The organism is Sorangium sp. So ce131 (assembly GCF_051519095.1).
In the GTDB taxonomy this organism is placed as follows: Bacteria; Myxococcota_A; Polyangia; order Polyangiales; family Polyangiaceae; genus Sorangium.
The window spans coordinates 3,353,356-3,380,000 of sequence record NZ_CP150455.1 but is presented as its reverse complement, the minus strand read 5'-3'; the positions used below and the strand labels follow the sequence as shown (position 1 = coordinate 3,380,000).

Below are 26,645 nucleotides of genomic sequence, written 5' to 3'. Positions count from 1 at the left end.
GACCTCCGCCGCGTCCACGGCGTCCCAGTGGGCATCGGCGACCTCCCAGCGGGCGAGGAGCTCGTCGAGGAGCGCAAGGGGGCTCCGCGTGGGGTGCTCGTCACGGAAGTCGCGGAAGGCGACGAGGGTCTCCTGCGCGGTCTCGTTGCCGAAAGGGGCGGTCTCGTCGACGAGCGACCAGAAGAACGGGTCGGCGAGGGCGGCGGCGGCCCGGGGATGGCTATCTTCGCGGGAGAGATCGGGAAGCTCGGGCGTGTCGATCATGGTGGACGAAGGAGCTCCGTCGGGTGGGCGGGCGTTCGCGGCGGCCACTCTAGAGCTCACCGAGCACGCCGGCCAGCGCGGTCGCGCCGCCCGGCGCCGCAGCGCGCCTGTGGCTCGTGCGCCGTCGCGTCCGATCTCCGCGGTGATGACGGCCCAGGCGCATGTCCGCCGATGACAGAGAGACGTCGATCGTGCCCTTGTCGCCGGGCGAGCGCCCCGTGCGCGGTCGCACGCTCGTCCGCCAAGCATTCCGTCCTGGCTTCAGCGACGTCGTCTCTGCTGCCGCGCGTCGGCGATTTCTGGAGCACAGCCGATCCCGCTCGTGAGATCCACGGTGTCGTCGCGGAGCGCTGGCGCGCTTGCGCAAAGGAGCGCGTGGGCTCGTACTCGGCGCGCGAGGCACGCGCCGGCTCGCGCGCAGCACGCGCCGGCTCGCGCAGTACGCGCCGATTCGCGCAGCACGCGCCGGCTCGCGCACGGCACGCCGCCGGCTCGGGCGCGGCTCGCCGCCGGCTCGCGCGCGGCTCGCCGCCGGCTCGCGCGCGGCTCGCCGCCGGCTCGCGCGCGGCTCGCCGCCGGCTCGCGCGCGGCTCGCCGCCGGCTCGCGCGCGGCTCGCCGCCGGCTCGCGCGCGGCTCGCCGCCGGCTCGCGCGCGGCTCGCCGCCGGCTCGCGCGCGGGCCTGTTCCGCCTTCGTGGCGACAGCCGATCCACCGTCGTGAACGCAGGGTCGGCGCGGGCCCTTGCCAACGCGCGGTCCGGGGAGGGGCGCGCCCGCTGCGCACCGCTGCCAGGACGCGCGGGATTCGCGCTGGTGATCGCCGCAGAGCCGCACTAGGCTCCGCGAAGACTCGGGTCGCGCCACGGCCACGCCAGGGCTGCGACCGAGCGCCTCAACCCAGCACCACAGGAGACGACATGGCAAAGCACAGCTTTTCAGTGCCGTTCAGCGGTTCCTCACAGGACATCGTCGCGAAGGCCAAGGAGGCGATCGAGAAGGCCGGCGGCCAGTTCAGCGGCTCCGAGGGCAACGGCAACTTCTCGGTGCCCACGCCGGCCGGGACCGTGAAGGGAACCTATGCGATCGCTGCACAAAGCTTCTCCGTGGACATCACGGACAAGCCGTTCCTGGTGCCTGGCAGCGCGATCGAGTCCCAGGTGCGCAAGTTCCTCGAGAAGGCTTGATGCGAGCGGCTCCGGGCCGGAAGGCCCGGGGCCGTAGCCCCGCTGGTCCCCTTTCCTGGACGCCGCCGTTCAGGTACCTCGCGCCCCGTGATCCCGTACCCTCGACGCGAATGGCTTCACCTGCTGGTCTCGCCGCGAGGCTCCCTCTCGCCGGGCGTGATGCGGCGCGTGGTGGCCTTCGGGGTCATCGCCGCCGCGCTCTGGCTCGCGGACAAGTGGAACCACCGCGTCTCGATGTCGCTCGGGCTCTACGAGATCGCCGGCGCGGTGATCGCGCTCATCCTCGCGTTCCGCACGAACACCTCGTACAACCGCTTCTGGGAGGGGCGAACCCTCTGGGGCTCGATCGTGAACGCGAGCCGCAACATCACGCGGATCGTGGGCGCGCACGCGGCCGAGGGCCCTGACGACGCGCGCGAGTTCGCCGCCCGGGTGGTGGTGTTCGCCCACGCGACGCGCCGCTCGCTGCGCGGGGAGAAGGATCTCCCCGAGATCGAGCGGCTCCTGCCCGCGGAGGAGTTCGCCGCCCTGGCGGCGCACCCTCACCCGCCGCTCTTCGCCGCGCAGCAGATCTCCTCACGGATCGCCGCGTACGCCAAGGCCGGGCGCCTCGAGCGCAACCTGGTGGCGAGCGCCGAGGCGGAGCTGAACGTCCTGGTGAACTGCCTCGGGGGGTGCGAGCGCATCCTGAAGACGCCGACTCCCCTCGGCTACGTGCTGCTCCTGCGGCGGGGCGTGGCGCTCTACCTCGCGACGCTGCCCCTCGCGCTCATCGACGCGCTCGGGGTCATGACGCCGGTGGTGACGATGATGGTCGCGTACCCCGTGCTGATGATCGAGGGGCTCGGAGGGGAGCTCGATGATCCCTTCGGGCACGAGCCGAACGATCTTCCGCTCACGCGGATCTGTGACACCATCGAGCGGAACCTGCTCGGATCTTCGCCGCAGGAGCTGGTGATGGCGTCGACGGGCACGTACGTCGATTGAGCGAGGGAGGAGCGGCAGGCGAGCCTTTGCTTCTCGTCTGCCGTGCTCAGGGTTGTCGCTCTTCGGTCTTCCCTCTTCCCCCTCTTTCGTCCCCCGTCTTTCGTCCCCCGTCTTTCGTCCCCCGTCTTTCGTCTTTCGTCTTTCGTGATCGTGATCGTGATCGTGATCGTTCCAATACGATCCGTGACCATCGTCGCGGGAGATCAGATGACGGCACGAGCGTGCACGGGAACGATCACGATCACGATCACGATCACGATCACGAGAGACGGAAGACGGGGGGGCGAAAGACGGGAGACGAAAGACGAAATACGGGAGACGAAAAAGAGCGCGGCTATTCCCCTCTCCCCGCGCTGTCCCTCCCCTTATGCTTGCAGCACGCGCAGCGAGCCGCGCACGACGCCGTAGCTCCCCTCGGCCCGGAGCCCGCGCGAGACCTCCGCGGGCGCGACCTCCCCCGCCAGCAGCCGCCGGTACGCCTCCACCACACGGCGCGCCTCCCGGGCATCCTCCCGCACGAGCTCGATCCGGAACCGCCTCACCCCGGCCTTCGCCAGCCTCGGCACAAGATGCGCCGCGCTCTGCGGCGCCGCATGGAACACCGTGTTGCGACAACCCACGTCGGCCTCTAGCGGATGATCCATCCCGGCCCGATCCCGCAACGACAACACATGCTGCTCACACGGCCGACCACACGTGTGATGATCCTTGCCCTCCGAGAGCGTCGCCGCGATGACGCAGTGCTCCATGTGGAAGAGCGGCATCGGGTGGTGGACCACCACCTCGGCGAACGGCGCGAACGGCGAGTCGAGCAGCGCCACGAGCTGGGCGGAGTCCAGATCGAACGAGGGCGTGAACGCGGCGAGGCCCCGCGAGAGCACCTCGCTCGCGGCCAGCTTGTTCGTGACGTTCAGCGAGAAATCGCCGATCCGTGGGATGTCCGGCGACACGTCGAGCAACGCGCCGAAGCTGCGGACCAGGATCGCCGACGGATCGAGCGAGCGGAGGTAGCGGTCGATCTTCTCCTCGCCCGGCTTGCGGATCCGCGGGGGCGCGACCGCGACGAACGCCCCGGCCGCCTTGAGCTCGCGCGCGGCGGCGCCGAGGCCGACCATCTCCAGGAAATCGAGGTAGACACCGCGCGCGCCGGCCTCGAGGGCCGCGCGGGCCTGGGCCACGTTGCGGCACAGGACGAAGAGGCCGGGCGGAGGCGGCTCGCCCGAAGGAGACGCGGCGCCGGCGAGCAGCTCGGCGTCGGACAGCGGCGCGCGCGCGTGAGGCCGGTGCGACGCCTCGAGCAACGCCGCGACGAGCGCGCGGCGGGCGCGGTTCAGCGCCGACGGCGGAAGGAGCGCGGGGCGCGCGGGATCCTCCAGCGACAGCGCGACGCCGCGCAGGACGAACGGCGTGTCGCCCAGCCGATCGAGCTGCTTGCGCAGCGTCGCCTCGTCGAGCGGCGACCTGTCGGCGCTCGCGAGCGGCGCGTCGACCTCGACCGACGCCGACGCGCCGCCCTCGGCGGTCGCCGAGAGCCGCGGGCGCTCGCCGAGGCGGCCCTCGAGGCGGACGTCGATCGGCACGCGGCGCGGGGCGCGCTCGAGCGCCTCCCGGACCGCGCGCGCGGCGGCAGGATCACTCGTGCGGAAGACCCGGCGGCCCGCGAGCGGCCGCGCGCCGCGCAAGACGTCCTCCGGCAAGCGCTTCTCGGGGCCGAGCCAGACCTCGACGTCGCCGCCCGCCGGCGCGCGCTCGACCTCGCGGCCGCCGCTCCACAGGCCCCAGATGCGGCCGCCGATCTCCCCCTCGCCCGCGAAGCCGCCCTCCACGAGGATCCCCTCGCCGCGCGCGAGCGGCCGGGCGGCGCGCACCACCACGACCTCGCGGCCGCGGCGGCGCGCGGCGCCGCGCGCCTCGCCGACCTCGACACCGCGGTGATCGCAGGTGCGGCCGTCGACGAGGCGCTGGTGGTCGACGCCGCGCAGGAAGCCGGGGCCCGAGCCGCGCGAGAACGCCTGGAGCGCCGCCTCCCGGTCGGCGGCCCCGGGGCCGGCCGCGCCGCCGGCCGCCGCGCCGCCGACCGCCGCGCCGCCGACCGCCGCGTCGATCGCGGCGCGGTAGAGCCGCGCCGTAGCGCCGACGTACTCGGGCCCCTTGAGGCGCCCCTCGATCTTCACCGAGGCGACGCCGAGGGCGACGAGATCCGGGATGACGTCGGTCGCGTCGAGATCCTCGGGCGAGAGGAGGTAGGCGGCGTCGCCGAGATCGCGGAGCGCGCCGTCGACGACGAGGCGGTAGGGCAGGCGGCAAGCCTGGGCGCAGGCGCCGCGGTTGGCGCTGCGGCCGCCGATGGCCTCGCTGGTCAGGCACTGCCCCGAGTAGGCGATGCAGAGCGCCCCGTGCACGAAGACCTCGAGCTCGACGTCGGTCGCCCGGCGGATCGCGGCGATGTCGTCCAGCGACAGCTCCCGGGCGAGGATGACGCGCGCGGCGCCGAGCGACCGCGCGAGCTCCACGCTCGCCGCGTCGGTGCAGGTCATCTGCGTGGAGGCGTGGATCGGCAGCCCGGGCGCGAGCGCGCGCGCGAGGCGCATCACCCCGAGGTCCTGGACGATGATCGCGTCGGCGCCCGCCGCGGCGCAGGCCTCCACCGCGGCCCGGACCGCCGGGAGCTCGTCGTCGAACACCAGCGTGTTCAGCGTGACGTAGCCCTTCACGCCGTGGGCGTGGAGGAAGCGCATCGTCTCCTCGAGCTCCGCGACGTCGAAGTTCCCGGCCCGGGCGCGGGCATTCAAGGGCGAGGCCGGCGGCGCGCCGCCGCCCGCCGCGCCGCCGCGGAGGCCGAAGTAGACGGCGTCCGCCCCGCCGCGCACGGCCGCCTCCAGGGCGGCGCGGTCGCCAGCGGGGGCGAGGACCTCAGGGCGCACAGGCCGCGTCATCGGGCGGTTCTAGCAAGGGGCAGCGCGGTTGTCCCCCTTCCCGCCGCACGAACGGCCCGTTGCTGAGCCGGCCGGCCCGCGCGCCGCTCACATTCGCGCTTCGCGCTTGCATTCCCGGTCCACACTTGCGTCCGAGCTCCGCGGCGCCCGAGCTCTGCGCTCGCGTCTGCGTTCCCCGCTCCGCGCTTGCGTCCGCGCTCCGCGCCTGCGTTCACGCTCCACCCTTGTGTTCACGCGCCACCCTTGCGCTCGTGGTCTTCGTTCACCTTCGCGCTCCGGCGCCGCGCTCTGCATTCCGTACACCGCGCGCCGCTTGCCGCACTTCAGGGACAAGACAGCCACGTTTCATGCGGCCGCGCCGCCGGCGCCAGCACGAAAATGTCTCGCGCAGGCGAGCTCCCGCGCGCCCGAGCGCCTTGACCTGGCTTCCCGAGGTGGGGCACGATCACGCAACCGCCCACCTCATGAAAACGCGATCTGGCACCGCGCCACGTACGCGGCGAGACCTCTGTGGCAGGGCCAGCTGTGCGGAGTGACGATCTCATCTATCCATCAGCACGAAGCCCGGGAGCCGGATGTCGGACAGGCACCTCCGTTGCCCTCCCGCCGATGCGCCTCGCCGATGGATGACGCAAAAGGATGCCGATGAAGAGAGACGGATTTCGCTTCACCCACGCGCTCTCGTCGGCCGTGCTCTGGCTGCCCGCCGCGGTCCTCGCGCCGTTCGCGTGCGCCAGCACCGGCGACGATCCGGGGCAGCTCTGCGACCCTCCCTACACGAGCTGCGACGGCGTCTGCGTCGACCTGAGCTCCGACGACGACAGCTGCGGCGCGTGCGACGAGCGGTGCCCCGCCGGGGAGGTGTGCGTCGACGGCCGGTGCGAGGAGGAAACGACCGACGCCGCGGGCGGCGGCGGCAGCGGAGGCGACGGCGGCGGCGACGACGGCGGCGAGGCGGACGGCGGCGGCGGCGAAGGCGGAGCCCCGCTCGACTGCGACGACGGCCCGTACGTCAGGCGCTGCGGCGACGCCTGCGTCGACGTGAGCACCGACCCGGACAACTGCGGCCGGTGCGGCGTGCAGTGCGACCCGGGCCGCGCGTGCGCCGGCGCGCTCTGCCAGACGACCACCTGCATCGAGGGCTTCACCCGCTGCGGGAGCGACTGCGTCGACGTGTCCGCCAACCCCGAGCACTGCGGGCGCTGCGGCCGCACCTGCGATCCGGGAGCGGCGTGCGAGCGCGGCGTGTGCGCGTGCAACCTGGAGCCGTCCGAGGACATCGGCTCCGCCGTCCCGCAGCGGGTGAACGGCACGACCGTCGGCGCCGAGGACACCCGCTCGCTCAGCTGCGTGAGGGGGACCGGGGGCGACCAGACGTTCCTGTTCACCGCGCCGCACGCGGGGACCTACCTGTTCGACACCTTCGTCGCCAGCTACGACACGGCGCTCGCGGCCCTGAGCGCCGTCGGCTGCGTCGAGCTCGCCTGCAACGACGACGCCGGGGGGAACCAGTCGCAGATCTCCGTCGACCTCGCCGAGGGCGAGACCATCCTCGTCGTGGTGAGCGGCAACGGCGGCGCCGAGGGCGACTTCACGCTCCACGTGAGCGAGTACGGGCCGGTCATGTGCGCGCCCACCGCCCTCGAGCCCGTCGTCCCGCAGACGGTGGAGGGCACGACGCTGGGGATGGACGACTCGGTGTTCTCCGCGTGCGACTTCGAGTCCAGCGGCGACACCACGTACACCTTCACGGCGCCCGAGTCGGGCCTCTACGTGTTCAAGGCGAGCAGCCCGGACGGGATGGTCCTCGACGTCCTCAACGGGAACAAGTGCATGGACGAGTCGCTCGGCTGCCGGTGGGGCTACCGCGAGGTGAGGACGGTCGCGGAGCTCGAGGCCGAGCAGACCGTGCTCGTCGCCGTGGCGGGCGCGGAGGCGGCGCTGGACGAGTTCACGCTCGACATCTTCATGGCGCCCGCGTGCCCGTCCCAGGATCTCGGCTCGACGGTGCCGCAGACGGTGACCGGGAACAACGAGGAGCTCCTCGACGTGATCTCGGCCTGCCTCAGCTCCGTGAGCGGCGGCGAGGCGACCTACCGCTTCACCGCGCCGGCCGACGGCCTGTACACCTTCGACGCGAGCGGATCGAGCTTCCCCGCCGTCCTCGAGGTGCGGCGAGACTCGTGCACCGGCGAGGTGCTCGCGTGCGCCGACACCTCGGAGGGAGCCGCCGCCGCCCGGAGCACGCTCTCCCTCCTGGCCGGCGAGAGCGTGGTGCTCGTGGTCGACTCGTACGGTGAACGGGGCGACTTCGAGCTCGCGATCTACGAGCAGGTATGCCCGGCGATCGACCTCGGCTCGACCGCCCCGCAGACGGTCACGGGCACCACCGAGGGCGCGCCCGACCTGCTCGAGCCGATCTGCTCGCCCTTCAACGGCCCGGAGGCGACCTACCGCTTCACCGCGCCTGCCGACGGCCTCTACGTCTTCGACACGGCGGGCTCGGCGATCGACACCGTGCTCGAGGTGCTGGACGGCACGTGCGCCGGCACCTGGCTCAAGTGCAACGACGACGTGGCCACCGACGAGGACAGCACCGACTCGCAGGTGAGCCTGCTCCTCTCCGAAGGCCAGACCGTGGTCGTCGCCGTGGAGAGCGACAGCTCCGCCAGCGGCGAGTACACGCTCAACATCACCCAGCTGGAGGCGCCGCCGTGCCCGCTCTTCGACCTCGGCAGCGAGGTCCCGCAGTCGGTCACGGGCAACAACGAGGGATATGCCGACGTCCTGGAGTCCGGATGCGCCTCCCTCCCCGGCGGCGAGGCGACCTACAGCTTCACCGCGCCCTCGGATGGATACTATCTCTTCGACACCGTGGGCTCGACCATCGACACCGTCCTGTCCGTGCACCAGGGCGGGTGCGGGGGGCCTGAGGTCGCCTGCAGCGCCAACGGGACGGACTCGTCGGCGTTCGTGGAGCTCAGCGCCGGCGAGACCATCGTGGTCAGCGTCGACAGCAACGGCCCGGGAGGCGCCTACGCGCTCAACGTGAGCGCGTTCGACGGCAGCGGCTCGTGCGCGGCGCCGATGGCGCTCGAGTCCACCGTCCCCCAGGTCGTCACGGGCACGACCCGGGGGCGCGTCGCCGCCGCGGAGTCGATCTGCGGGGGCTCGGAGGCGCCCGAGGCCGTCTACTCGTTCACCGCGCCGGAGGAGGGGTACTACACCTTCGACCTGGGCGGCTCGCGCTACGACACGGTCATCGCGGTCTTCGACGGCGACTGCACGGGCGTCGAGCTCGATTGCAACGACGACTTCATCGGCCTGCAGTCGCTGGTCACGGTGCTGCTCGAGGCAGGGCAGACCGTCGTCGTCGTGGTCGACGGCTACGGCGACAACTCCGGCGACTACACGCTCACCATCGACAACTGAGCAAGGAGGAGCCCGGCGGCCGCGGGCTCTTCCTGCTCCGCACCTCCACGCACCTCCACGCACCTCCACGCACCTCCACACGATGGGGCTCGACACGGACCAGCCCGCCGGCAGCGACGGCAGGGAGCGCCAGGCGGAGGTCGCGCGCGCGCTCGCCGGGCAGGGCCTCGACGCGCTCGGCCTCCTGCTCCGGGGCTTCGAGGGGGCCGCGGTGCGCGACGGGGCCGGCGCGCTCGAGGACGCCCTCGCCCGCGGCCCGGAACACCTCCACGGCGGGCTGCTCACGGCGATCTTGCGGCTCGTGTTCCTGCTCTACGCGGAGGACCGCGGGCTCCTGCCCGCGCACGACCCGCGCTACGCGGCGCGCTACGGCGTGCGCGCGCTGTTCGACGAGCTCACGGCGGAGCGCGCCGCGCGCCCGGGCGAGCCAGGGCGGCGCGTCGGGGCGTGGGCGCGACTCGTCGCGGCGTTCCGCGCCGTGTTCGACGGGATCCGCGGCGGCGAGCCCACCTTGCCGGCGCGCGGGGGGCAGCTCTTCGACCCGGAGCGCTACCCGTTCCTGGAGGAGCGCAGCGGCGCGACGGCCGTGGAGCGCAGCGGCGCGACGGAGCGGGGCCAGCGGGCGCGCCGCCCGCGGGCGCCGTCCGTCGACGATCTCACGGTGCTGCTCGTGCTCGAGAAGCTCCTCGTGCTCGACGGGCGGCGGCTGTCGTACCGCGCGCTCGAGGTCGAGCAGCTCGGCAGCCTCTACGAGGCGCTCATGGGCTACCGGGTCGAGCGCGCCGCGGGGCCGACGGTGTGCCTCAGGCCGGAGAAGGTGTGGCTGAGCGCGGCCGAGGCGCTCGCGCAGCCGAAGGCGCGGCGGGCCGCGTGGCTCGCCGAGCGGGCGGGGCTCTCGCGGCGCGAGGCCGGCAAGCTCGGCCAGGCGCTCGCCGCCGCGACCACCGAGGCCGACGTCATCGAGGCGCTCGGCCCGGTGCGGGCGCGGGACACCCCGGCGCTCGCGGCGGGGCAGCTGTTCCTGCAGCCGGGCGCCGAGCGGCGGCGGACGAGCTCGCATTACACGCCGAGGAGCCTGTCGGCGCCGATCGTCGCGCGGACGCTCGAGCCGATGATCCGGCAGCTCGGGGAGGATCCGCCGTCGGAGGCGCTCCTCGGGCTCACGGTCTGCGATCCGGCGATGGGCTCCGGGGCCTTCCTGCTGGAGGCCTGCCGGTTCCTCGCCGGCCAGGTGGTGGCCGCCTGGAAGCGCGAGGCGGCGCGCGGCGACGCGGCGGCGGCGGCGCGGCTCGCCCCGAGCGGCGAGGCAGGCGACGACGCCGTGACCCGGGCGCGGCGGCTCGTGGCCCGGCGCTGCCTGTACGGCGCCGACAAGAACGCGGCCGCGGTCAGCCTCGCGCGGCTGTCGCTCTGGCTCGTGGCGCGCGCCCGGGAGGCGCCGTTCACGTTCGTCGATCACGCCCTGCGGCACGGCGACTCGCTCGTGGGGCTCGACCTCGCCCAGCTGCGCGGCTTCCACTGGCGGCCCGCGGCGCCGATGCCGCCGTGCGACGAGGAGATCGACCGGGCCGTCTCGCGGGCGCTCGCGGCGCGCGTGACGCGCGCGGCCTGCGGACGGACGGCGGCGCCCGCCGAGGGCGGGGACGGCGCCGCGGCGCGCGCGCGGGCGCAGCGGCTCGCGGAGGCGGAGGAGGCGCTCGGCCGGGCGCGGCTGCTCGGCGACCTGGTGGTGGGGGCGTTCTTCGCGCACACGAGGGACCGCGACCGGCTCAAGGAGCGCGACCGGCGGGCGAAGCTCGCGGCGGCGTGGCTGCGCGGCGGCGGGCCGCCCCCGGCAGAGCTCCTCGCGATGCAGCGGGAGCTGCGGGAGGGCGCGCCGGGGGCGCGGCCGCCGCTGCCGGCGTTCCACTGGGCGCTCGAGTTCCCCGAGGTCTTCCAGGAGGCGCGCCCGGACCGCCCCGACCTCCCGGACCCCTCGGACCTTCCGGACCGTCCGGACGGCGGCGGCGCCGGCGGCGCCCGCGATCACCGGGCGGGCCGGCTCGATGCGTTCGTGGGGAACCCGCCGTTCCTCGGGGGCAAACGGATCTCCACCGATCACGGCGACACCTACGCCGCGTGGCTGGAGCAGCTGCACGGGGCCACCAAGAACACCGATCTCGCGGCCCACTTCTTCCGCCGCGCGGACACGCTGCTCGGGCCGCGCGGCGCGGTGGGGCTCATCGCCACGAACACCATCGCGCAAGGCGACACCCGTCGTTCGGGCCTGAAGCCGCTCGTCGAGGGCGGGCGGGCCGTCATCTACCACGCCGTGCGCAGCGCCCCGTGGCCCGGGGACGCCGCCGTGCACGTCGCCATCGTGCACCTCGCCGTGGGGATGTCCCCCGAGGACGGCGTGCCGCCGCCGCGCCTCGACGGCCGCCCAGTCCATCACATCAACTCGTACCTGCGCGCGATGCCGGAGCGGCCCGATCCGCGCGCGCTGCGCGAGAGCAGCGAGCTCTGCTTCATCGGGTGTTTCCTCCGCGGCGACGGCTTCGTCCTCGACGACGCCGAGGGGCGCGCGCTCTGCGCGGCCGACCCCGGGGCCGAGGAGGTGCTCCGGCCCTTCCTCGGCGGCGAAGAGGTCAACTCGTCCCCTTCGCACAGCCCGCATCGTCACGTGATCGATTTCGGCGAGCGCGGGCTCGAGGAGGCCGCCCGGTGGCCCGCGCTCCTGGAGATCGTCCGGAGCCGGGTCAAGCCCGGACGGGATCGCCTGAAGCGCACCGGGATCGACGCGGGCCATCGGGCGCGGTGGTGGCAGTTCGCCAACCCGCGCCCGGAGCTCCGGCGCAAGCTCGCGCCGCTCCGGCGGTGCCTCGTCGCGGCGCGGGTGACGAAGCACCTCTGCTTCGCGTTCCAGCCCGCAGACCGGACGTTCTCGGACCAGCTGTGCGTCTTCGCGATCGACGACTACGCGCGCTTCGCGGTGCTCCAGTCGCGAGCGCACGAGTCGTGGGCGCGCCTCCTCTCCTCCACGATGGGCGAGGGCCTCCGTTATGCGCCGTCCGATTGCGTGGAGACGTTCCCCTTCCCTCCCCCCGAGCACCTCGCCGCGGGCAGCGCCCTCGCGGCGATCGGCGAGCGCCTCTACACGGCGCGCGCCCGGCACATGATCGCCTCGCGGCGAGGGCTCACCGAGACGTACAACCTCGTCAAGGACACTTCCTGCGCGCTGCCGCACGTCGTCGAGCTGCGCCGCCTGCACGAGGAGATGGATCGGGCCGTTCTCGCCGCCTACGGGTTCGACGACATCGCGGTGCCGCCGTACGCCGCGAAGGAGGCGCCCGAAGAGCGCGAGGCCCGGAGCGCCTTCGACGATCAGCTGATCGACCGGCTCTTCGCGCTGAACGAGGCGCGCGCCGCCGAGGAGGCGCGGCGGCGCGCGCAGGGCGAGCCGCCGCCGGCCTGAGCAGATCCGTTTCGAGTCGCGCGGAGACGAACAGGCGCTCGCCGGCCGCTCACCGCGAGTCGTCGGCGCGATGTGTTCTCCACGAACAGGCATGTTCCGCAGCGACGCCCCGGGCGGAGCACCGTTGATAAGGCGGCTCGCGATTACACCGGGAAAAAGCCGAATATCCAAAAGCCACACTTTGTAAACAGAGTGCCACAATACATTAATTTCTGGCGCGCGCCGAGTCCGCGTGGCAGGACTCGGACGTTCGGGGGGATGACGCGCCACGCCGCTCATCGGACGGTGTCGGAAGATCGCGTTCCCACCGAGACAGCCACACGTCGGCTCCTGGAAAGAGGTGCGACGAGCATGAGCTCACTCCTTGAAAGAAGATTGATGTCCTCGACGATCCCGTCCGCCATCTCCCGCCATCTCTCGGGCGCTGAGCCGGCGGACAGCATGTCACCCCAGGCCATGTCCGAGTTTTGTACCGAGTCGCTCAGGGCGATCGTAGAGCGCGCGTATGAGAAGTCACCGTTCTATCGGGCCAAGATGGACGAGGCCGGGATCACCCCCGATCGGATCCGGCGCCCGTCGGATCTCGGCAAGCTGCCGTTCCTCACGAAGGACGAGCTGCGCGGGCACCCGTTTCGCCTCCTGACCTGCGACAAGAAGGACATCGCCCTCGTCCAGGTCTCCACGGGGACGACCGGCGGCGAGGAGATCTACATGGCCTATACGTGGAACGACTACCTGCTCCACGATCTCGCGCCCCGGTACACGCGGCTTTTCCCGGTCGGCCCCGGCGACGTCTGCCTGAACGCGCTCCCGTACGAGATGAGCACGGCCGGGCTCGCGTTCCACAAGACCTTCATGGATGGCTATCAGGCCACGGTCATCCCGGCCGGCAAGGGGGGCGCCTACTCCACCCCGCAGAAGACCGTGAAGATGATGAAGGATCTCCGGCCGAACGTCGTCATCACGAGCCCTTCCTGGGCCATCGTGCTGGCCGAGGAGGCGGAGCGGAGCGCGTTCGACCTGACCAGCCTGCGCCTCAAGAAGATATGGCTCACGGGCGAGGGGTGCTCTCCGACGTTCCGGCAGCGCGTCGAGAAGATCTGGGGGACCACGGCGAACTTCTTCTACGGATCCCTCGAGTGCGGGGCGCTCGGGATCGAGTGCGACCGGCACAACGGCTACCATGTGCCGGAGGCGCACGTCCTCATGGAGATCGTCGACCCCGAGACGGGCCGGCGCCTCGCGCCGGGCGAGACGGGCGAGATCGTCGTGACCGCGCTGCTCCGCTACGACAGCCCGCTCCTCCGCTTCCGGACGGGGGACCTCGGCTGCATGGACTCGGACCCGTGCGCCTGCGGCGTCTCGATGCCCCGGTTCACGATGAAGGGCCGCGCGTTCGACCAGATCCACGTCCAGGGCAAGGCGATCTCGCCCATCCACCTGGAGGAGATCCTGATGCGGATGCCGGAGGTCGGGAACTGGTTCCAGTTCGTCATGCCGTCGTCGGACCGGGCGCGGGTCAAGGTCGTCTGTGAGCCGGCGCGCGGCGTGGAGCCGAGCGCGGCGCTGGCGCAGGCGCTCGCCACGAAGATGCAGGCGGCGACCGCGCTGCCCTTCGACGTCGAGTTCGTGAGCCCCTTCCCGCGCGCCGCCGGCAAGGCGGTGCGGGTGGTCCGGGCGTGACAGGCCGCGAGGAAACCAAGCGAAGCGAGGGCCACCCATGATCATCGATGCACACGCGCACGTGTCTCCGACGAGCTACGGATCCACCGAGAACTACCTGGAGCAGCTGAGGCAGGGCGGCATCCAGGGGGGCGTCATCTGCCCCGGCGGCATGCTGGACGTGCGGCAGTTCAACGCGTACATCACCGGCAAGAGCAAGCCGGACGTCGTCCCGAAGAACGACTACGTGGACCGGTCGCTGAGGTCGAACCCGGCGCTGTACGGGCTCGTCTGCGTCGACCCGTGCGCTCCGGACGCGACGGAGGTCGCGGCGCGGTACCTGAAGAGCGGCTTCCGCGGGCTGATGGTGACGCCGCTCGTCCACAAGTTCTCGTTCGGCGACGACGTGATGGCCCCACTGGCGAGCCTCTGCGGCGAGCACGAGGCGCCGATCTACTCCCACGTCGCGTTCCGGCCGGGCGCGAACACGTGCGATTACGTGGCGCTGGCGAGGCGGTTCCCGAAGACGCCCTTCATTCTGGAGCACATGGGGGCCGGGCACGTCGACAACGAGGCGTCGGCCGCCGCCGCCGAGCTCGACAACCTCTTCCTGGAGACCTCGCTGAGCAGCTACCTGCAGATCCTCCTCTCGGTGAAGCAGGCCGGCGCGAGCAAGGTGATCTTCGGCTCCGAGTACCCGCTCTCCCACCCGGCCGCCGAGCTCCAGAAGGTGCTGCTCCTGCCGATCTCCGAGGGCGAGCGCGACAAGATCCTCTGCGGGAACATCCGCGCGCTGATCCGCGCCGAAGACGCATGAAGGAGCGCCCGAACGAACGCGTGATGACCGCCTGAACGAGCGCCTGAACGAAGGAGTGCGCCATGGTGTTCCCGGGTCAGTTGACAGCCATCAACCAGGTGCTGGATCACGCGCGCAAGGCCGAGTTCCATCGGCGGCGCCTGCCCTGCGCGCCGCTCCGCTCGTGGGAGGAGTGGAAGGCGATCCCGTTCACGACGAAGCGCGACCTGCTCGAGCAATCGCCGCACGGCATGGCGTGCGCGCCGCAGCGCGAGCTGCTCCAGTACCACGAGTCGTCCGCGACGACGGGCGCCCCGGTGTCAGTGTGGTACAGCGCGCGGGATCTCGCGGAGATCCGGGAGCGGTTCTCGCGGTGGGGCGTGCGGTTCACGGACGAGGACCGGGTGCTCATCCGGTTCCCGTACGCGCTCTCCACCATCGGGCCCTTCGTCCAGATGGCGGTCCAGCAGAAGGGCGCGTGCGCGATCGCCGCCGACAGCCGGACCACGATCACGCCGCTCGCGCGCGTGGTGGACCTCTTGCGGAGGCTCGACGTCACCGTGCTCGCCACGATCTCGCTCTCGGCGGTGATGATCGCCGAGGCGGCGGAGATGGCGGGCCTCGACCCGCGCCGCGACTTCCCTCGCCTGCGCGCGATCTGCTGCGCCGGAGAGCCGCTCAGCCCCGCCCGGCGGAGCCTCGTGGAGGGGATCTGGGGAGTCCCCGTGTACGACAACTTCGGGATGACCGAGACGGGGCCTCAGGCCATGGACTGCGCGGCGCGCCGGCTGCATCCGTGGCAGGACTGCTTTCTTATGGAGTTCCTCGACGACCACCTGACGCGGGAGGTGGCGCCGGGGGAGATAGGGCAGCTCGTCGTCACGTCGCTCACCCGGCGGGCCACCCCGATGATCCGCTACGTAACGGGGGACAGGGTGAGGCGCATCGAAGAGCGGTGCGCGTGCGGCGAGCGCACGGCGATCGAGATCCGCGGCAGGGCGGACGACACCCTCTGGGTTCGGGGCAAGCCGTTCGACCTGTGGGATCTCGAGGCGATCGTCTCCAGGCTGCCGTGCCGGCGGTTCTGGAGGGCCTCGCCGGAGGGCGACGGGCTCCGCTTCATCGTGGAGCGGGAGAGGGAAGACGACCGGATCGCGCCGGGCCTCCTCGAGGAGCTCTCGGGGGCGCACGGCGCCCGCATCGACGTGGACATCGTCCCCAAGGGCACTCTTTACGACCGGAGCGAGCCGGTCTCGTTCGGAATGCTGGGCAAGCCGATGTACCTGGATCGATCCTTGGCGCGCGCGTCCGCGCGCCCGTAACGACAAGCACAGGAGAGAATCGACCATGAGCATGAACATCTCGTCGAATGGAAACGGCGTCGTGAGCAGCGGCGGCAGCAGCATTGTGAGCGGCGGCATCGGGGCCCACAGCGGCGACAAGGGCGTCGCCGTCACCATGGAGAAGCGCGAGCGCATCCGGCTCGAGCGCGTCGAGGGGGACCGCAACCGGGTCACCGAGACGGACGCCCTCGTCGTCTGGTTCGACACGGCGAAGATCACGAAGCCGAGCGACTGCGAGGGCATCCTCGAGCGGGTGATCAACCTGGCCTACACCGGCATCGTGCTCTATCCGGACAACCTGGCCACGCTCGGGCCCGTCGTCCCGGCGCGCATGATCAAGGTGGTCAGCGTCGATCGGGCCGAGGATCTGGAGCGGCTCGGGGCGCTCTTGCACGGGGGCAAGGACGTCGTCGTCGCGAGCCCCGACGTGCAGCTCCTCGGGAGGGCCGCGGAGCTCGGGTACAGGACCTGCTTCCGCGCGTACGTGGATGATGGGGCGAGCCTGCACGAGTCGATCGCGGAGGGGCAGCGCCACGCTTACCTGATGGTCCGCTTCCGCGATCCCACGAACATCCCGCTGGAGCTCGTGATCGCCACGCTGCAGGCCACGAAAACGGTGCTCATCAAGGAGATCAACTCGCCGATGGACGTCGACGACGCCATCGTCACCCTGGGCGTGATGGAGGTCGGGGCGGATGGAGTCATGTTCTCGCCGCGCTCCCACGGCGCGCTGAGCGAGTTCGTCTCCCGGCTCGGCCGGCTGGAGCGCGCGGCGGTGAAGCTCGAGGCGGCCACGATCGTGAAGAGCTCGCCGATCGGCATGGGCGAGCGGAGCTGCATCGACACGACGACGCTCTTCTCGCCGACCGAGGGCATCCTCGTCGGCTCGACGTCGCAGGGCGGCATCCTGTGCTGCCCGGAGGTCTTCTTCCTGCCGTACATGGAGCTCAGGCCGTTCCGGGTGAACGCGGGCGCGGTCCACAGCTATGTTTACAACTTCGGCAACCGCACGGATTACATGAGCGAGCTCCGGGCGGGCTCGCCCGTGATGATCGTCGACCGCACCGGCACCGCGCGCCGGGGCAGCGTCGGGCGGATGAAGACGGAGGTCCGCCCGCTGCGCCTCATCGAGGCGCAGTTCCAGAGCGGCGAGCTCATCAACGTCATCATGCAGGACGACTGGCACGTGCGCATCTTCTCGGAGGACGCCAAGCCGCTCAACATCACCGAGCTCCGGCAGGGCGACAAGGTGCTCGCGCACCCGGCGAAGCCCGGGCGCCACGTGGGCATCAAGGTCGACGAGCACATCATCGAAACCTGAGGGTTCAAGCACCGGAGAGGCCTGCAATGGACGGTTTTCCCAAGAAGATTCGATGGTCTCGCTTCCTTGAGCGCCGGAGCGGCCGGGGCATCATCGTCCCGATCGATCACGGGCTCACGATCGGGCCGGTCGAGGGGCTGGACAGCGTGACTCAGGTGGCGCGCTGGATCGGGCACCCGGCGATCACGGGGGTCATCGCGCACAAGGGGATGGTGGAGCGGCTCGCGGCCTGCGGGCTGCTCCGCGGGGTGGGCCTCATGGTCCACCTCAACGGCATGACGTCGCTCGCCGCGAAGCCGGATCAGAAGGAGCGGCTGACGTGCGTCGAGGCGGCGGTGCGCCTCGGCGCGGACGCGGTCTCGCTGCAGCTGAACTTCGACGGGACGAACGACGCGCACAACCTGAGCCAGCTCGGGGAGGTCGTGGACGAGGCGCAGCGCTACGGGATGCCCGTGCTCACGATGCTGTACGACAAGGTCCGTTGCGACGGAGACGAGCTGCGCCTCAAGCGGATGCGGCACCTGATGCGGGCGTGCGTGGAGCTCGGGACAGACGCCCTCAAGCTCGAGGCGCCCGCCCAGTTCTCTCACGTGCACCAGCTGCTCGCGGGCGTCGTGGATCACACGGCCGTGTTCTTCGCGGGCGGCGCGGTGCGCTCCGAGGAGGACGTGATCCGCCTCGCGCAGGAGGTGGTCTCCCGCGGCGCCACCGGGCTGTGCGTCGGGCGCAACATCTTCCAGCGCGAGTCGGCGGCCGCCGTGCTCACGCAGCTCCAGAAGGTGGTGCTGGCCGTCCCCGAGACGCCGCAGTCCGAGCGCTCCCGGTCGCACGGAGTCGCGGGCACGAACGGCAAGACGCCGCACCCCGTGGGGGAGGCGGCGGAGTGAAGCCGATGTCCGAGAGGCTCCCCGGGAGCGGCGGGCGCCGCCCGCTGCTCGTCAAGAAGTTCGGGGGCACCTCCGTGGCGAGCATCGATCGCATCCGCAACGTCGCGCGGCTCTCGCTCGAGAGCCAGCGCGCGGGCAACGACGTGGTGGTGGTGGTGAGCGCCATGAGCGGGGAGACGGATCGCCTGCTGTCGCTGGCGCACGAGGTCCTCCCGCTCCCGGACACCCGGGAGGTCGACGTGATCGTCTCGACCGGAGAGCAGGTGACGGTCGCGCTGACCGCCCTCGCGATCCAGGCCGAGGGCGGGCAGGCCTGCTCCTTTCTGGGTCACCAGCTGCCCGTGCTCACGGACAGCGCCTTCACCAAGGCCCGCATCCAGGGGGTCAACGACGGCCCGATCCGCAGCGCGCTGGCGAGCGGGCGGATCGCCGTGGTCGCGGGGTTCCAGGGGGTCGACGCCTCCCGGAACATCACGACCCTGGGCCGCGGTGGATCCGACACCACGGCGGTGGCGCTCGCGGCGGCGCTCGGCGCGCACGTCTGCGAGATCTACACCGACGTGGACGGCATCTACACGGCCGACCCGCGCGTCTGTCCGGCTGGCCGGAAGCTGCAGTCCATTCCTTATGAAGAAATGCTCGAGCTCGCGTCCCTCGGGGCCAAGGTCCTGCAGGTGCGAAGCGTGGAGATCGCCATGAAATACCAGGTACCGCTGCACTTGCGCAGCTCGTTCACCAATGAAGAAGGGACGTGGGTCGTCGATCGGGAGGACGCGCTGGAGGGCAAGGCGCTGATGGGCGTCACCTGCGCCTCCGATCAGGCGCGGGTCGAGCTCGCCGGCGTCGCGTGCCGCCCCGATCTGATCGCGGAGGTGACGGGCATCCTGGCCGAGCTGAACGTCTGCGTGGACATGCTCTGCCACCCTGCCGCGGACGCGGAGGGAGCCCGCGTGGACATCGCGTTCACCCTGCCCGCGGGGGAGCTGCGCCGCGCGCGGCAGCTCCTGGAGCAGTTCGTGGCGAGCGCGGGCAAGGGTGAGATGCGCACGTCGACGGGCCTCGCCAAGGTGTCGCTGGTGGGCATCGGCATCCGGTCGCACCCGGGGATCGCCGCGCACCTGTGCCGCAGCCTGACCCAGCACGGCATCGCCGTGTCGGGCCTGGCCGTGAACGAGCTCAGGATCAGCTGCCTCATCGACGAGCGCATGGCGGACAAGGCGATCAACGTCCTGCACGAGGCGTTCAAGCTCGCGCCGGCGAAGGAGCGGCCGAAGGGGGCTGACGCAGAGCCGGGCCCGCCGTCCTCCGCCGCGAGCACCACCCGGCGGGGAGGCTCGCGCGGGATGAACGGCGCGAACGGCTCGCACGTCGGCGCCGATACGCCCGAGTGATCGTCGAGCCCGCGCCTGCCCGCGGATCGGCGCCGCAATGCCGATCTCCAGAGATGTACACCTCTATGTACATCAATACGTACACCGATACACACTGAGTCGTACGCCGAGACGCACACGAGGCGTCCGGATGGTCGCGGGGCGGCGCCAGGAAAGGCGGGCTCCGCTCTCGCCGCAGCGCTCGCGTCCTCCTGGTCGCCGCCTTGACTCTCACGGTCCATGAGAGTAAAAGAGTCGTCTGGCTCGGCTCGAGCCGCAGCGCTAGAGTCGAGCCACACGGGCTCACGGCGCGGGGACGACACGGGGGCTGAAGGTCGGACTCGCGGGAAGCTGCGGCCCTCTCGTCGCGGGGGGCGAGCTCGTTGGTCGGCTTTCGGCCGTCGCCGGCGTTCGCCCGCGGCTTCGTGCCCGCGTCCGGACGGCGGGCTGCTTGGAGCCTGGCTGGGAGTGGGGGAGAGGTCGCGCCGGGGCAGATCGCCCCTCGCCGGCTCCGGCGCTGACCGGTCAGGAGGACATCATGAGAGATCTCAGGTACAGCGTTCGTGTCGGCGCGCTCGCCGCGCTGGCGGGCATAGGCATCGTCGCGACGATGAGCGGGTGTGCGCTGGAGCGGCAGGAGCCGCAGGAAGAAGGCGCGGAGCTCGTCGGCACGGCGGAGGGCGCCGTGCGCCGGATACAGCTCGAAGCAAAACTGTCGATGATCAACCCGGCATGTAAAGCTGCCTGGCCAGGGGCCACGGAGCCCGGGGGCAAATGCACCTTCCGGTTCATCGTGCATGACAGCGGGCGCGCCGACCTGGTCAACCTGTGCGATCTCGAGCTGCTGCCGAACACGACGTTCGTGTTCACGGCGGGGGACATCCGCAAGGGGACGCCCAGCGGGGACATCGGCGATGCGGCGCCGTTCCTCAAGGGCGCGCCGGCCGATCTGAGCGAGGGTGCGGCCGGGGCGCCGCCGCCAGGGACCTTGGTGACCGATGCCGCCGGCAAAGGGCGGACTGGCTTCGGATACGTGGTGCTGGACTACAGCCTGAAGGCGATGGCCGGCGAGGTAGTCTGGCACCCGGAGGAGCACTTCATCGATCTGCGCACCGAAACGTGCCCGGACGGCTTCCTGAGCGGCACGTACGCCTATCCGACGGGCGGCTAGCGCGGCCGCGCAGATCTCCTGTCTGGATCGGTCACCGCCGCCGCGCGGCGGCTCGGCGCGCGGCGAGGACCGTCCGGGCGCCGGGGACGCCGGGAGAGCGACGGCGAGCTCCTCGGCGATGAGCTCTTCGGGTCCAGACACGGCCGAGGACGTGCTCCCCGGCCCCGCGCCACGAGCACGCCCATGAACCGAGATCGCAAAGCCAGCGTCTTCTTCATCCTGGTCACCCTCCTGCTCGACACGCTGGGCGTCGGCGTGATGCTCCCGGTGCTGCCGAAGCTCGTGAGCGGCTTCTTCGAGGGCGATCTCGGCGCCGCGTCGCGGCACTACGGCGCCTTCGTCGCCGTGTATTCGGCGATGCAGTTCCTCTTCGCGCCCGTCCTCGGCGGGCTGAGCGACCGGTTCGGGAGGCGCGTGGTCATCCTGGGCTCGCTGCTCGGCGCCGCGCTCAACTACGCGCTCCTCGCGGTCGCGCCGGGGCTCGGGTGGCTCTATTTCGGGCGGATCGTCGCGGGGATCACCGGCGCGAGCTTCTCGGCGGCGAGCGCGTACATCGCCGACATCACGCCGCCGGGGCGGCGCGCGCAAGGCTTCGGGCTCGTCGGCGCCGCGTTCGGGCTCGGCTTCGTCGTCGGGCCGGCGCTCGGCGGGCTGCTCGGCGGCGTGCACCTGCGCCTGCCATTCGTGGTCGCAGCGGGGCTCAACCTGATCAACTTCGCCTATGGATCTCTCGTGCTCCCGGAGTCGCTCCCGCGCGAGCGCCGCCGCCCCTTCTCCCTGCGCCGCGCGAACCCGCTCGCGTCGCTCGCGGGCCTCGGGCGGTCTCGCGTCGTGCTCGGCCTCGCGGCGACGCTGGTCTGCTGCACCCTGGCGCAGCACATCCTGCAGGGCGTGTGGGCGCTGTCCACGGAGCAGCGCTTCGGCTGGCGGCCGGTCGATATCGGGGTGTCGCTCGCGGTGGCGGGCTTCGGCATGGCCGTCGTGCAGGGAGGGCTCATCCGCCTCGTGATGCCGCGCCTCGGCGAGCGCCGGTGCGTCGCGCTCGGGCTCGCGGTCGGGGTGGTGAGCTTCGCGGGCTTCGGCCTGGCGCAGAGCGGCCTGGCCATGGTCGCGCTCATCCTGCCGAACGCGCTCGGGGGCATCGCGGCGCCGGCCGCGCAGGCGCTCGTCTCCCGCGAGGTCGACCCCTCCGGGCAGGGCGCGCTGCAGGGATCGCTGGCCAGCCTGGCGAGCCTGACCGCCGTCGCCGGTCCGCTGCTCGGCGCGAGCCTGCTCGCGCGCTTCGCGCCCGCCACGGCCGTCCCCCGCGTCCCGGGCGCGCCGTTCTTCGCCGCGGCCTGCGTCAGCGCCGCTGGGCTCGCGCTCGCGCTCTGGCTGTTCGCGCGCCGCTCTGCCGCCGGGGCGCGCTGAGGGCGCGCTCCTCCCGCGCGTCGAGGCGGCGCGCGGGGTGGGATGGCTGATCGATCAGGGCTCGCCGACCTCGCCCTCGGCAGCCCGAGGGCTTTACCTCTTGGTCTCGACGTCCACGTCCGGTTGCTCGTCGAGCTCGTGGAGCACGAGCGGCTCCGCGTCCTCGCGCCCCCTCAGCCTCGACTCGAAGTGCGCGAGGGTCGCCGCGCGGGACAGCTCGAGCTGCCGCGTGGCCCCCATCGTCTGGGTGAACCGCTCGCCGCAGAGCTCCGAGCACTGCGCGAAATCGACGGCGCCTGGCCCGACACCCTCCGTGATGCCCTCCACGAGCGCCTCGTTGCCGCCCTGAGGATTGGCGCTCAGGAGCCGCTCGCACTCGATCGTATCCGTGTTGTTCACGAAGGGGATCTCCTGGTTCATGAACCCGCTGTGTGTCCCGCCGATCAGCTCCACCAGCGTCACCGGCGGCGGCGCGTTCGCGAAGACCCGCCGCGGCCCCTCGATGGGCACCAGCTCGTCCGCGGTGCCGGCGAGGATCAGCGTGGGCACCGGGCGCACGTAGATCGCCGCCCCCAGGAAACACGAGACCGGCGCCATCGCCACCGCGGCCTTCAGGCGCTCGATCTTCAGGACAGGGTGGTAGGCGGCGAGCACCACCGTGAGCCCGCCTGCCGACAGGCCCATGATACCCAGCTGATCGCTGTCCACCGCGGCCGCGAGATCGGCGTCGGCGCCGCCGAGCTCCGCCACCTCGCGCAGGACGAACTCGAGATCCGCCGGCTGGTTGGGCACGTCCCCGATCGTGGGCCCTCCGGGGGCATTCAGGTTCGTCAGCGGGAACAGCGGCGCCGCCGTGACGTAGCCGTGCGTCGCCAGGTGCTCGGCGAAGTACCGGGCGTTGTTCCCCAGGCTGGTGAGCCCGTGCGCGTACCCGAGCAGCGGGAACGGCCCTCCGCACGCCACGGGGACGCGCTCCTCCGGCGGAGGAGACGCCGCGAGCCCATGGCGCGCGGGGTACCAGACCCGCGTCGGCAAGATCCTGTACGTCGTGCCGGGAAAGCCGTCGTTGGCCGGCGTCGGGCGTGAATAGTCCACGAAGACGAAGTCCCGCGTGGCGAACCCGTAGGGGCCAGGCTCCGCGAACGCCTCGATCGTCGCGGGCGTCTCGGAGAGCCCTTCGTACGGAGCACAGTCGCCGCCGCCCCCGGAGCCGCCCGCGCCCCCGCCGCCCCCGGAGCCGCCCGCGCCCCCGCCGCCCCCGGAGCCGCCGCCCCCGCCGTGGATCTCCGGCACGCAGCCGCCGAGGAGCGCTGCCGCTCCGGACGCGGCGGCCAGCAGCCCGATCCCCTTCAACGATCGAGAGATGCTTTCGTGTGCCATATCGTGCCCTCGTGAGAAGACTCGTCTCATCAGATTGCCTCTGTGCGTGTCGGCTGTGCCCGCGGCATGATGGATGACCGATGCCCCGGAGGAGCGGCGCCCGTCGCGCCGGGACGGGCGTCGCGCACCGATGCGTGATGGCGTCAGCGCGAAGAGCAGCTCCGATCGAGCTCCGCGCAGCGTCGCTCGTCCGGCTCCGCAGGGCGCCCTGAACGCGCGCCCATCCGCCGGCCGGCGATCATCGATTGTTCATGGCCCGAGAGCGATCGCGCGCGCTGCATCGGGCCCCCCCGGGAGCGCAGCGCACGGCGGAGCCGCTCGGGTGCGGCCCCCCGGAACCCGTCGCGCCGTTCGAGCGCAACCCTGCGGCTCTCGTCCGGGCGCGAACTACGGATGTTTCACGCAGTGTTCACATGCCGGTTTAGCAATACACCGAAGGTTTGCAAGATCTTCCTGGTTGCGCGGCGCTCGCCTTTGTGTCCGAGGACGGCAGAACGACCGATCGCACAACAACCGATCTTCCTGCCCGCGCGAAAGCCCCCAGCGAGCTCATCGCACCTCGCGTCGATGCGGCCACGAGAGGGCCAGCGCGGGGGAGAGGGTCACCCGCGCAGGACGAAGCGCGCACTCACGGCACGACCTCGATCCACGGCGACACCCGCACGGCGCCGCCGGACGCCGGATCGAGCCGGACGAGGTTCGCCCCGAGGACGCCGGTCCGCCGGTTCCTGGCGAAGCTCACGCGCGGGGCGGGGCCCGCGTCGAAGTCCCGCAGCCCCTCGAGCGCCGCGATCAGCCCCTCGCGCGTCACGTGCGCCCCGGCGCGCTTCAGCGCCTCGATCGCGATCCTCGCGGCGGCGTAGGCCCTCGCCTGCACCCCGAGCAGCCCCGGCGCCGCCGCCTGGCCCGGCGCGGCCCCGGGAGGTCGGCCCGCGGGAGGCGCCACCCCGGCCCGCTGCAGGAAGTCCCTCAGCGCCTCGCTGGACGCCCGCGCCTGCTCGCCGAGCGGGCCGGCGTGGAGGAACAGCACGCGCTCGGGGCTCTGCCAGAGCGACCTCGGCAGCTCCCCGGCGGGCCCGAGCGGCGCGTAGATCGGACCGGACACGCGCGCGCCGAGCGCCGCCGCGCACCGCGCGAGATCCGCCCCGGGGCCCCAGAAGAGGACCGCGCGCGCCCCGTACCGCTGCGCGGCCTCGCTCACGGCCCTCGGGGCGAGCTCGCCCGGCGCGAACGGGAGCGCCGCCGGCGCAGGGAGGCCGCGCCGCGCCGCCTCCGCGCGCGCGCCCGCGGCCCACGCCTCCCCCGCGCTGCCTGCGGCGTGCACGACCAGGACCGCCGCCGCCGTCGCTCCGCCGCCGCCGCGCCGCTCGCCGGCGAGGTGATGGATCGCGACGCGCGCGAGCACGTCCGGCCCCGGCTGGACGTGGAACACCACGCCGTCGCCGGCCGTCGCCCCCGCCTCGACCGGCGCCACGAGCGGCGCCCGCTCCTCCTCGAGCCGCGCGAGCAGCGCCGGATCGCCGCTCGACACGCTCCCCACGAGCGCCAGCACGCCCCGCTCGAGCAGGCGCGCCGTCGCCCCGACCTCGCCCGCCGGGCCGCCGCTGTCCTCGACGCGGAGCTCGATGCGCCGCCGGTAGACGCCGCCCTGCGCGTTCACCTCGGCGAACACCGCCGAGAGCACGTCGCGCACGGCGGCGCCTACCGGCGCGGCAGGCCCCGAGAGCGGCAGCGCGGCGCCGAGCGCCACCGAGCCCGCCGTGACGCCCGGGTCCAGGTCGCGGCCGAGGCAGCCCAAATAGCCAATGAGATCCGATAGATCCGCGTCCGTCAGCCGGTACCGCGGCATCACCGGGTGCAGCCGCCGGTCCGGCGGCGCGCGCCCCTCGCGGATCGCCGCCGCGAGCGCCGCGGCGACGCCCTGCGCGGCGGCGCCCTGCGCGCGCGCGAAGAGCCGCTCGGGCGCGAGCGGCGGCGCCGGGACGCCGCCCTCGTCGGTCCCCTGCCCGCTCGGGCCGTGGCAGCCCGCGCACGCGGCCTCGCGGCCCGAGAGCGCCGCGGCCCCGTCGAGGATCCCCCCCTCGACGGCCCGGCCGTCCGCCGTCACGCCTCGCTGGTAGATGCGCTTGCCGCGCGCCGCCGCCGGCGAGAGCGGGGCGCACGACGCGGCGCTGTCCCCGCCGGTCGCGCCGCGCCCGCCGAGCGCCCCCGGCGCGGGCGCTCGCTGGCGCCCCGGTCCTCCGCCTGGCTCGCCCCCGGGCGCCCGCAGCGCGACCACGCACAGCCCGATCGCGGGCGCCGCCGCGAGCAGGCCGAGCCGGAGCCCGCGGCTAACCACCGGGGCTCGCGCTCCGCGCCGCCGGCGCCCGCGCCCCCTGCGGCCCTCCCGGAAGAAACGCCCGGACCTCCTCGGCCAGGCGCCCCGGCGGCGCGATGCCGTCGACGCGCGTCCAGCGCCCCTCCGCCGCGCGGCCGATGAGCGTGATCGGCGTGTGCTGCTCCTTCACCGGCGCGCGCCCGCCGAGCGCGTCCAGCACCCGGCGCACGCGCTCGCGGCTCCCGGTCAGGAAGACCCACCCCGGCCGCCGGCCGAACTTCTCCGCGTAGCGGTTCAGCCGCTCCGGCGTGTCCGTCGCGGGATCGAGCGAGATGGAGACCAGCCGCACCTCCCGCCCGAGCGCGTCGCCGAGCTCGCCCTGGAGCCGGCCGAAGATGGCCGTCATCGGCGAGCAGATCGTGGTGCACGTCGTGAAGACGAAGTTGACGACCAGCACGCGGCCCTCCGCGAGCTCGCGCAGGCGAACGGGCGCGCCGTCCTGATCCACGAGCTCCTCGTCCGGCAGCTCGACGCCCGGCGCCGGCGCGACGCGCACCGCCGGCGCGCCGGCCGGACCGGCGAGCGCCGGCGCTGCGGGCGCGCCGGCCGGACCGGCGAGCGCCGGCGCTGCGGGCGCGTCGCCGGCGCGCTCGCCCCGCGCGCACGCGGAGGCGGCGAGCGCGCCGGCGAGGAGCAACGCCCTCATCCCATGCAGCGGAAGAGAGTTCATGC

At 72.7% G+C, this 26,645-nt stretch carries 17 protein-coding genes (1 of these 17 running past the window's edge); 12 read left to right on the top strand and 5 right to left on the bottom strand.

The window, feature by feature from the left end; all coding sequences use genetic code 11:
* Positions 1-264 carry the 5' portion of a hypothetical protein gene (locus tag WMF43_RS12570; protein ID WP_437680090.1) on the bottom strand. The gene continues 240 nt to the left of window position 1, outside the view, so only the first 264 of its 504 coding nucleotides appear in the window; it begins with the start codon at positions 262-264; its stop codon lies off the left edge, out of view.
* Positions 265-1,180: 916 nt separating this feature from the next.
* On the opposite strand from WMF43_RS12570, the gene WMF43_RS12565 reads away from it, so the two are divergent.
* The gene (locus WMF43_RS12565) at positions 1,181-1,447 is read left to right on the top strand and encodes a hypothetical protein (protein ID WP_437680088.1); all 267 of its coding nucleotides are present in this window, start codon (positions 1,181-1,183) and stop codon (positions 1,445-1,447) included.
* An 87-nt stretch (positions 1,448-1,534) separates the two neighbouring features.
* Positions 1,535-2,434 carry a bestrophin family protein gene (locus WMF43_RS12560; protein ID WP_437680086.1) on the top strand — a complete coding sequence of 300 codons (900 nt, stop codon included), beginning with the start codon at positions 1,535-1,537 and terminating at the stop codon, positions 2,432-2,434.
* Positions 2,435-2,799: 365 nt separating this feature from the next.
* On the opposite strand, the gene WMF43_RS12555 is transcribed toward WMF43_RS12560, so the two are convergent.
* The gene (locus tag WMF43_RS12555; protein WP_437680084.1) at positions 2,800-5,370 is read right to left on the bottom strand and encodes a DUF3656 domain-containing U32 family peptidase; all 2,571 of its coding nucleotides are present in this window, start codon (positions 5,368-5,370) and stop codon (positions 2,800-2,802) included.
* Between the two features lie 645 nt (positions 5,371-6,015).
* Between WMF43_RS12555 and WMF43_RS12550 the strand changes: the two genes are divergently transcribed.
* The 10 genes from WMF43_RS12550 (at position 6,016) to WMF43_RS12505 (ending at position 22,216) form a co-directional block, all read left to right on the top strand.
* Positions 6,016-8,802 carry an MXAN_6577-like cysteine-rich protein gene (locus WMF43_RS12550; RefSeq protein ID WP_437680082.1) on the top strand — a complete coding sequence of 929 codons (2,787 nt, stop codon included), beginning with the start codon at positions 6,016-6,018 and terminating at the stop codon, positions 8,800-8,802.
* An 82-nt stretch (positions 8,803-8,884) separates the two neighbouring features.
* A complete protein-coding gene (locus tag WMF43_RS12545) occupies positions 8,885-12,256 on the top strand; it encodes a DNA methyltransferase (RefSeq protein WP_437680080.1) in 3,372 nt (1,123 codons plus the stop codon).
* 456 nt (positions 12,257-12,712) lie between these two features.
* Entirely contained in the window at positions 12,713-13,939 is a 1,227-nt protein-coding gene (locus WMF43_RS12540; RefSeq protein ID WP_437680078.1) for a phenylacetate--CoA ligase family protein, read from the top strand.
* 37 nt (positions 13,940-13,976) lie between these two features.
* Positions 13,977-14,735 (top strand): amidohydrolase family protein, encoded by a 759-nt coding sequence (locus WMF43_RS12535; RefSeq protein ID WP_437680076.1) that lies wholly within the window; start codon positions 13,977-13,979, stop codon positions 14,733-14,735.
* A gap of 62 nt (positions 14,736-14,797) precedes the next feature.
* The gene (locus WMF43_RS12530; protein WP_437680074.1) at positions 14,798-16,036 is read left to right on the top strand and encodes a phenylacetate--CoA ligase family protein; all 1,239 of its coding nucleotides are present in this window, start codon (positions 14,798-14,800) and stop codon (positions 16,034-16,036) included.
* A gap of 25 nt (positions 16,037-16,061) precedes the next feature.
* Entirely contained in the window at positions 16,062-17,378 is a 1,317-nt protein-coding gene (locus tag WMF43_RS12525; protein WP_437680072.1) for a 3-dehydroquinate synthase II, read from the top strand.
* 26 nt (positions 17,379-17,404) lie between these two features.
* Positions 17,405-18,265 carry a class I fructose-bisphosphate aldolase gene (locus tag WMF43_RS12520; RefSeq protein WP_437680070.1) on the top strand — a complete coding sequence of 287 codons (861 nt, stop codon included), beginning with the start codon at positions 17,405-17,407 and terminating at the stop codon, positions 18,263-18,265.
* Between the two features lie 5 nt (positions 18,266-18,270).
* Positions 18,271-19,656 (top strand): aspartate kinase, encoded by a 1,386-nt coding sequence (locus tag WMF43_RS12515; protein WP_437680068.1) that lies wholly within the window; start codon positions 18,271-18,273, stop codon positions 19,654-19,656.
* Positions 19,657-20,173: 517 nt separating this feature from the next.
* Positions 20,174-20,806, top strand: a complete 633-nt coding sequence (locus tag WMF43_RS12510; protein WP_437680066.1) for a hypothetical protein — start codon at positions 20,174-20,176, stop codon at positions 20,804-20,806.
* A gap of 183 nt (positions 20,807-20,989) precedes the next feature.
* Positions 20,990-22,216 (top strand): TCR/Tet family MFS transporter, encoded by a 1,227-nt coding sequence (locus WMF43_RS12505; protein WP_437680064.1) that lies wholly within the window; start codon positions 20,990-20,992, stop codon positions 22,214-22,216.
* 93 nt (positions 22,217-22,309) lie between these two features.
* Here the strand turns inward: WMF43_RS12505 and WMF43_RS12500 are convergent, their stop codons facing one another.
* From WMF43_RS12500 to WMF43_RS12490, 3 genes are all read right to left on the bottom strand, one after another.
* Positions 22,310-23,596, bottom strand: coding sequence for an alpha/beta hydrolase family protein (locus WMF43_RS12500; RefSeq protein ID WP_437680062.1), 1,287 nt, complete (start codon positions 23,594-23,596; stop codon positions 22,310-22,312).
* Positions 23,597-24,224: 628 nt separating this feature from the next.
* Entirely contained in the window at positions 24,225-25,934 is a 1,710-nt protein-coding gene (locus tag WMF43_RS12495; protein WP_437680060.1) for a cytochrome c/ABC transporter substrate-binding protein, read from the bottom strand.
* Positions 25,927-26,643 (bottom strand): SCO family protein, encoded by a 717-nt coding sequence (locus tag WMF43_RS12490; protein WP_437680058.1) that lies wholly within the window; start codon positions 26,641-26,643, stop codon positions 25,927-25,929. The genes WMF43_RS12495 and WMF43_RS12490 overlap by 8 nt, the downstream gene beginning before the upstream one ends.
* Positions 26,644-26,645: the final 2 nt, after the last annotated feature.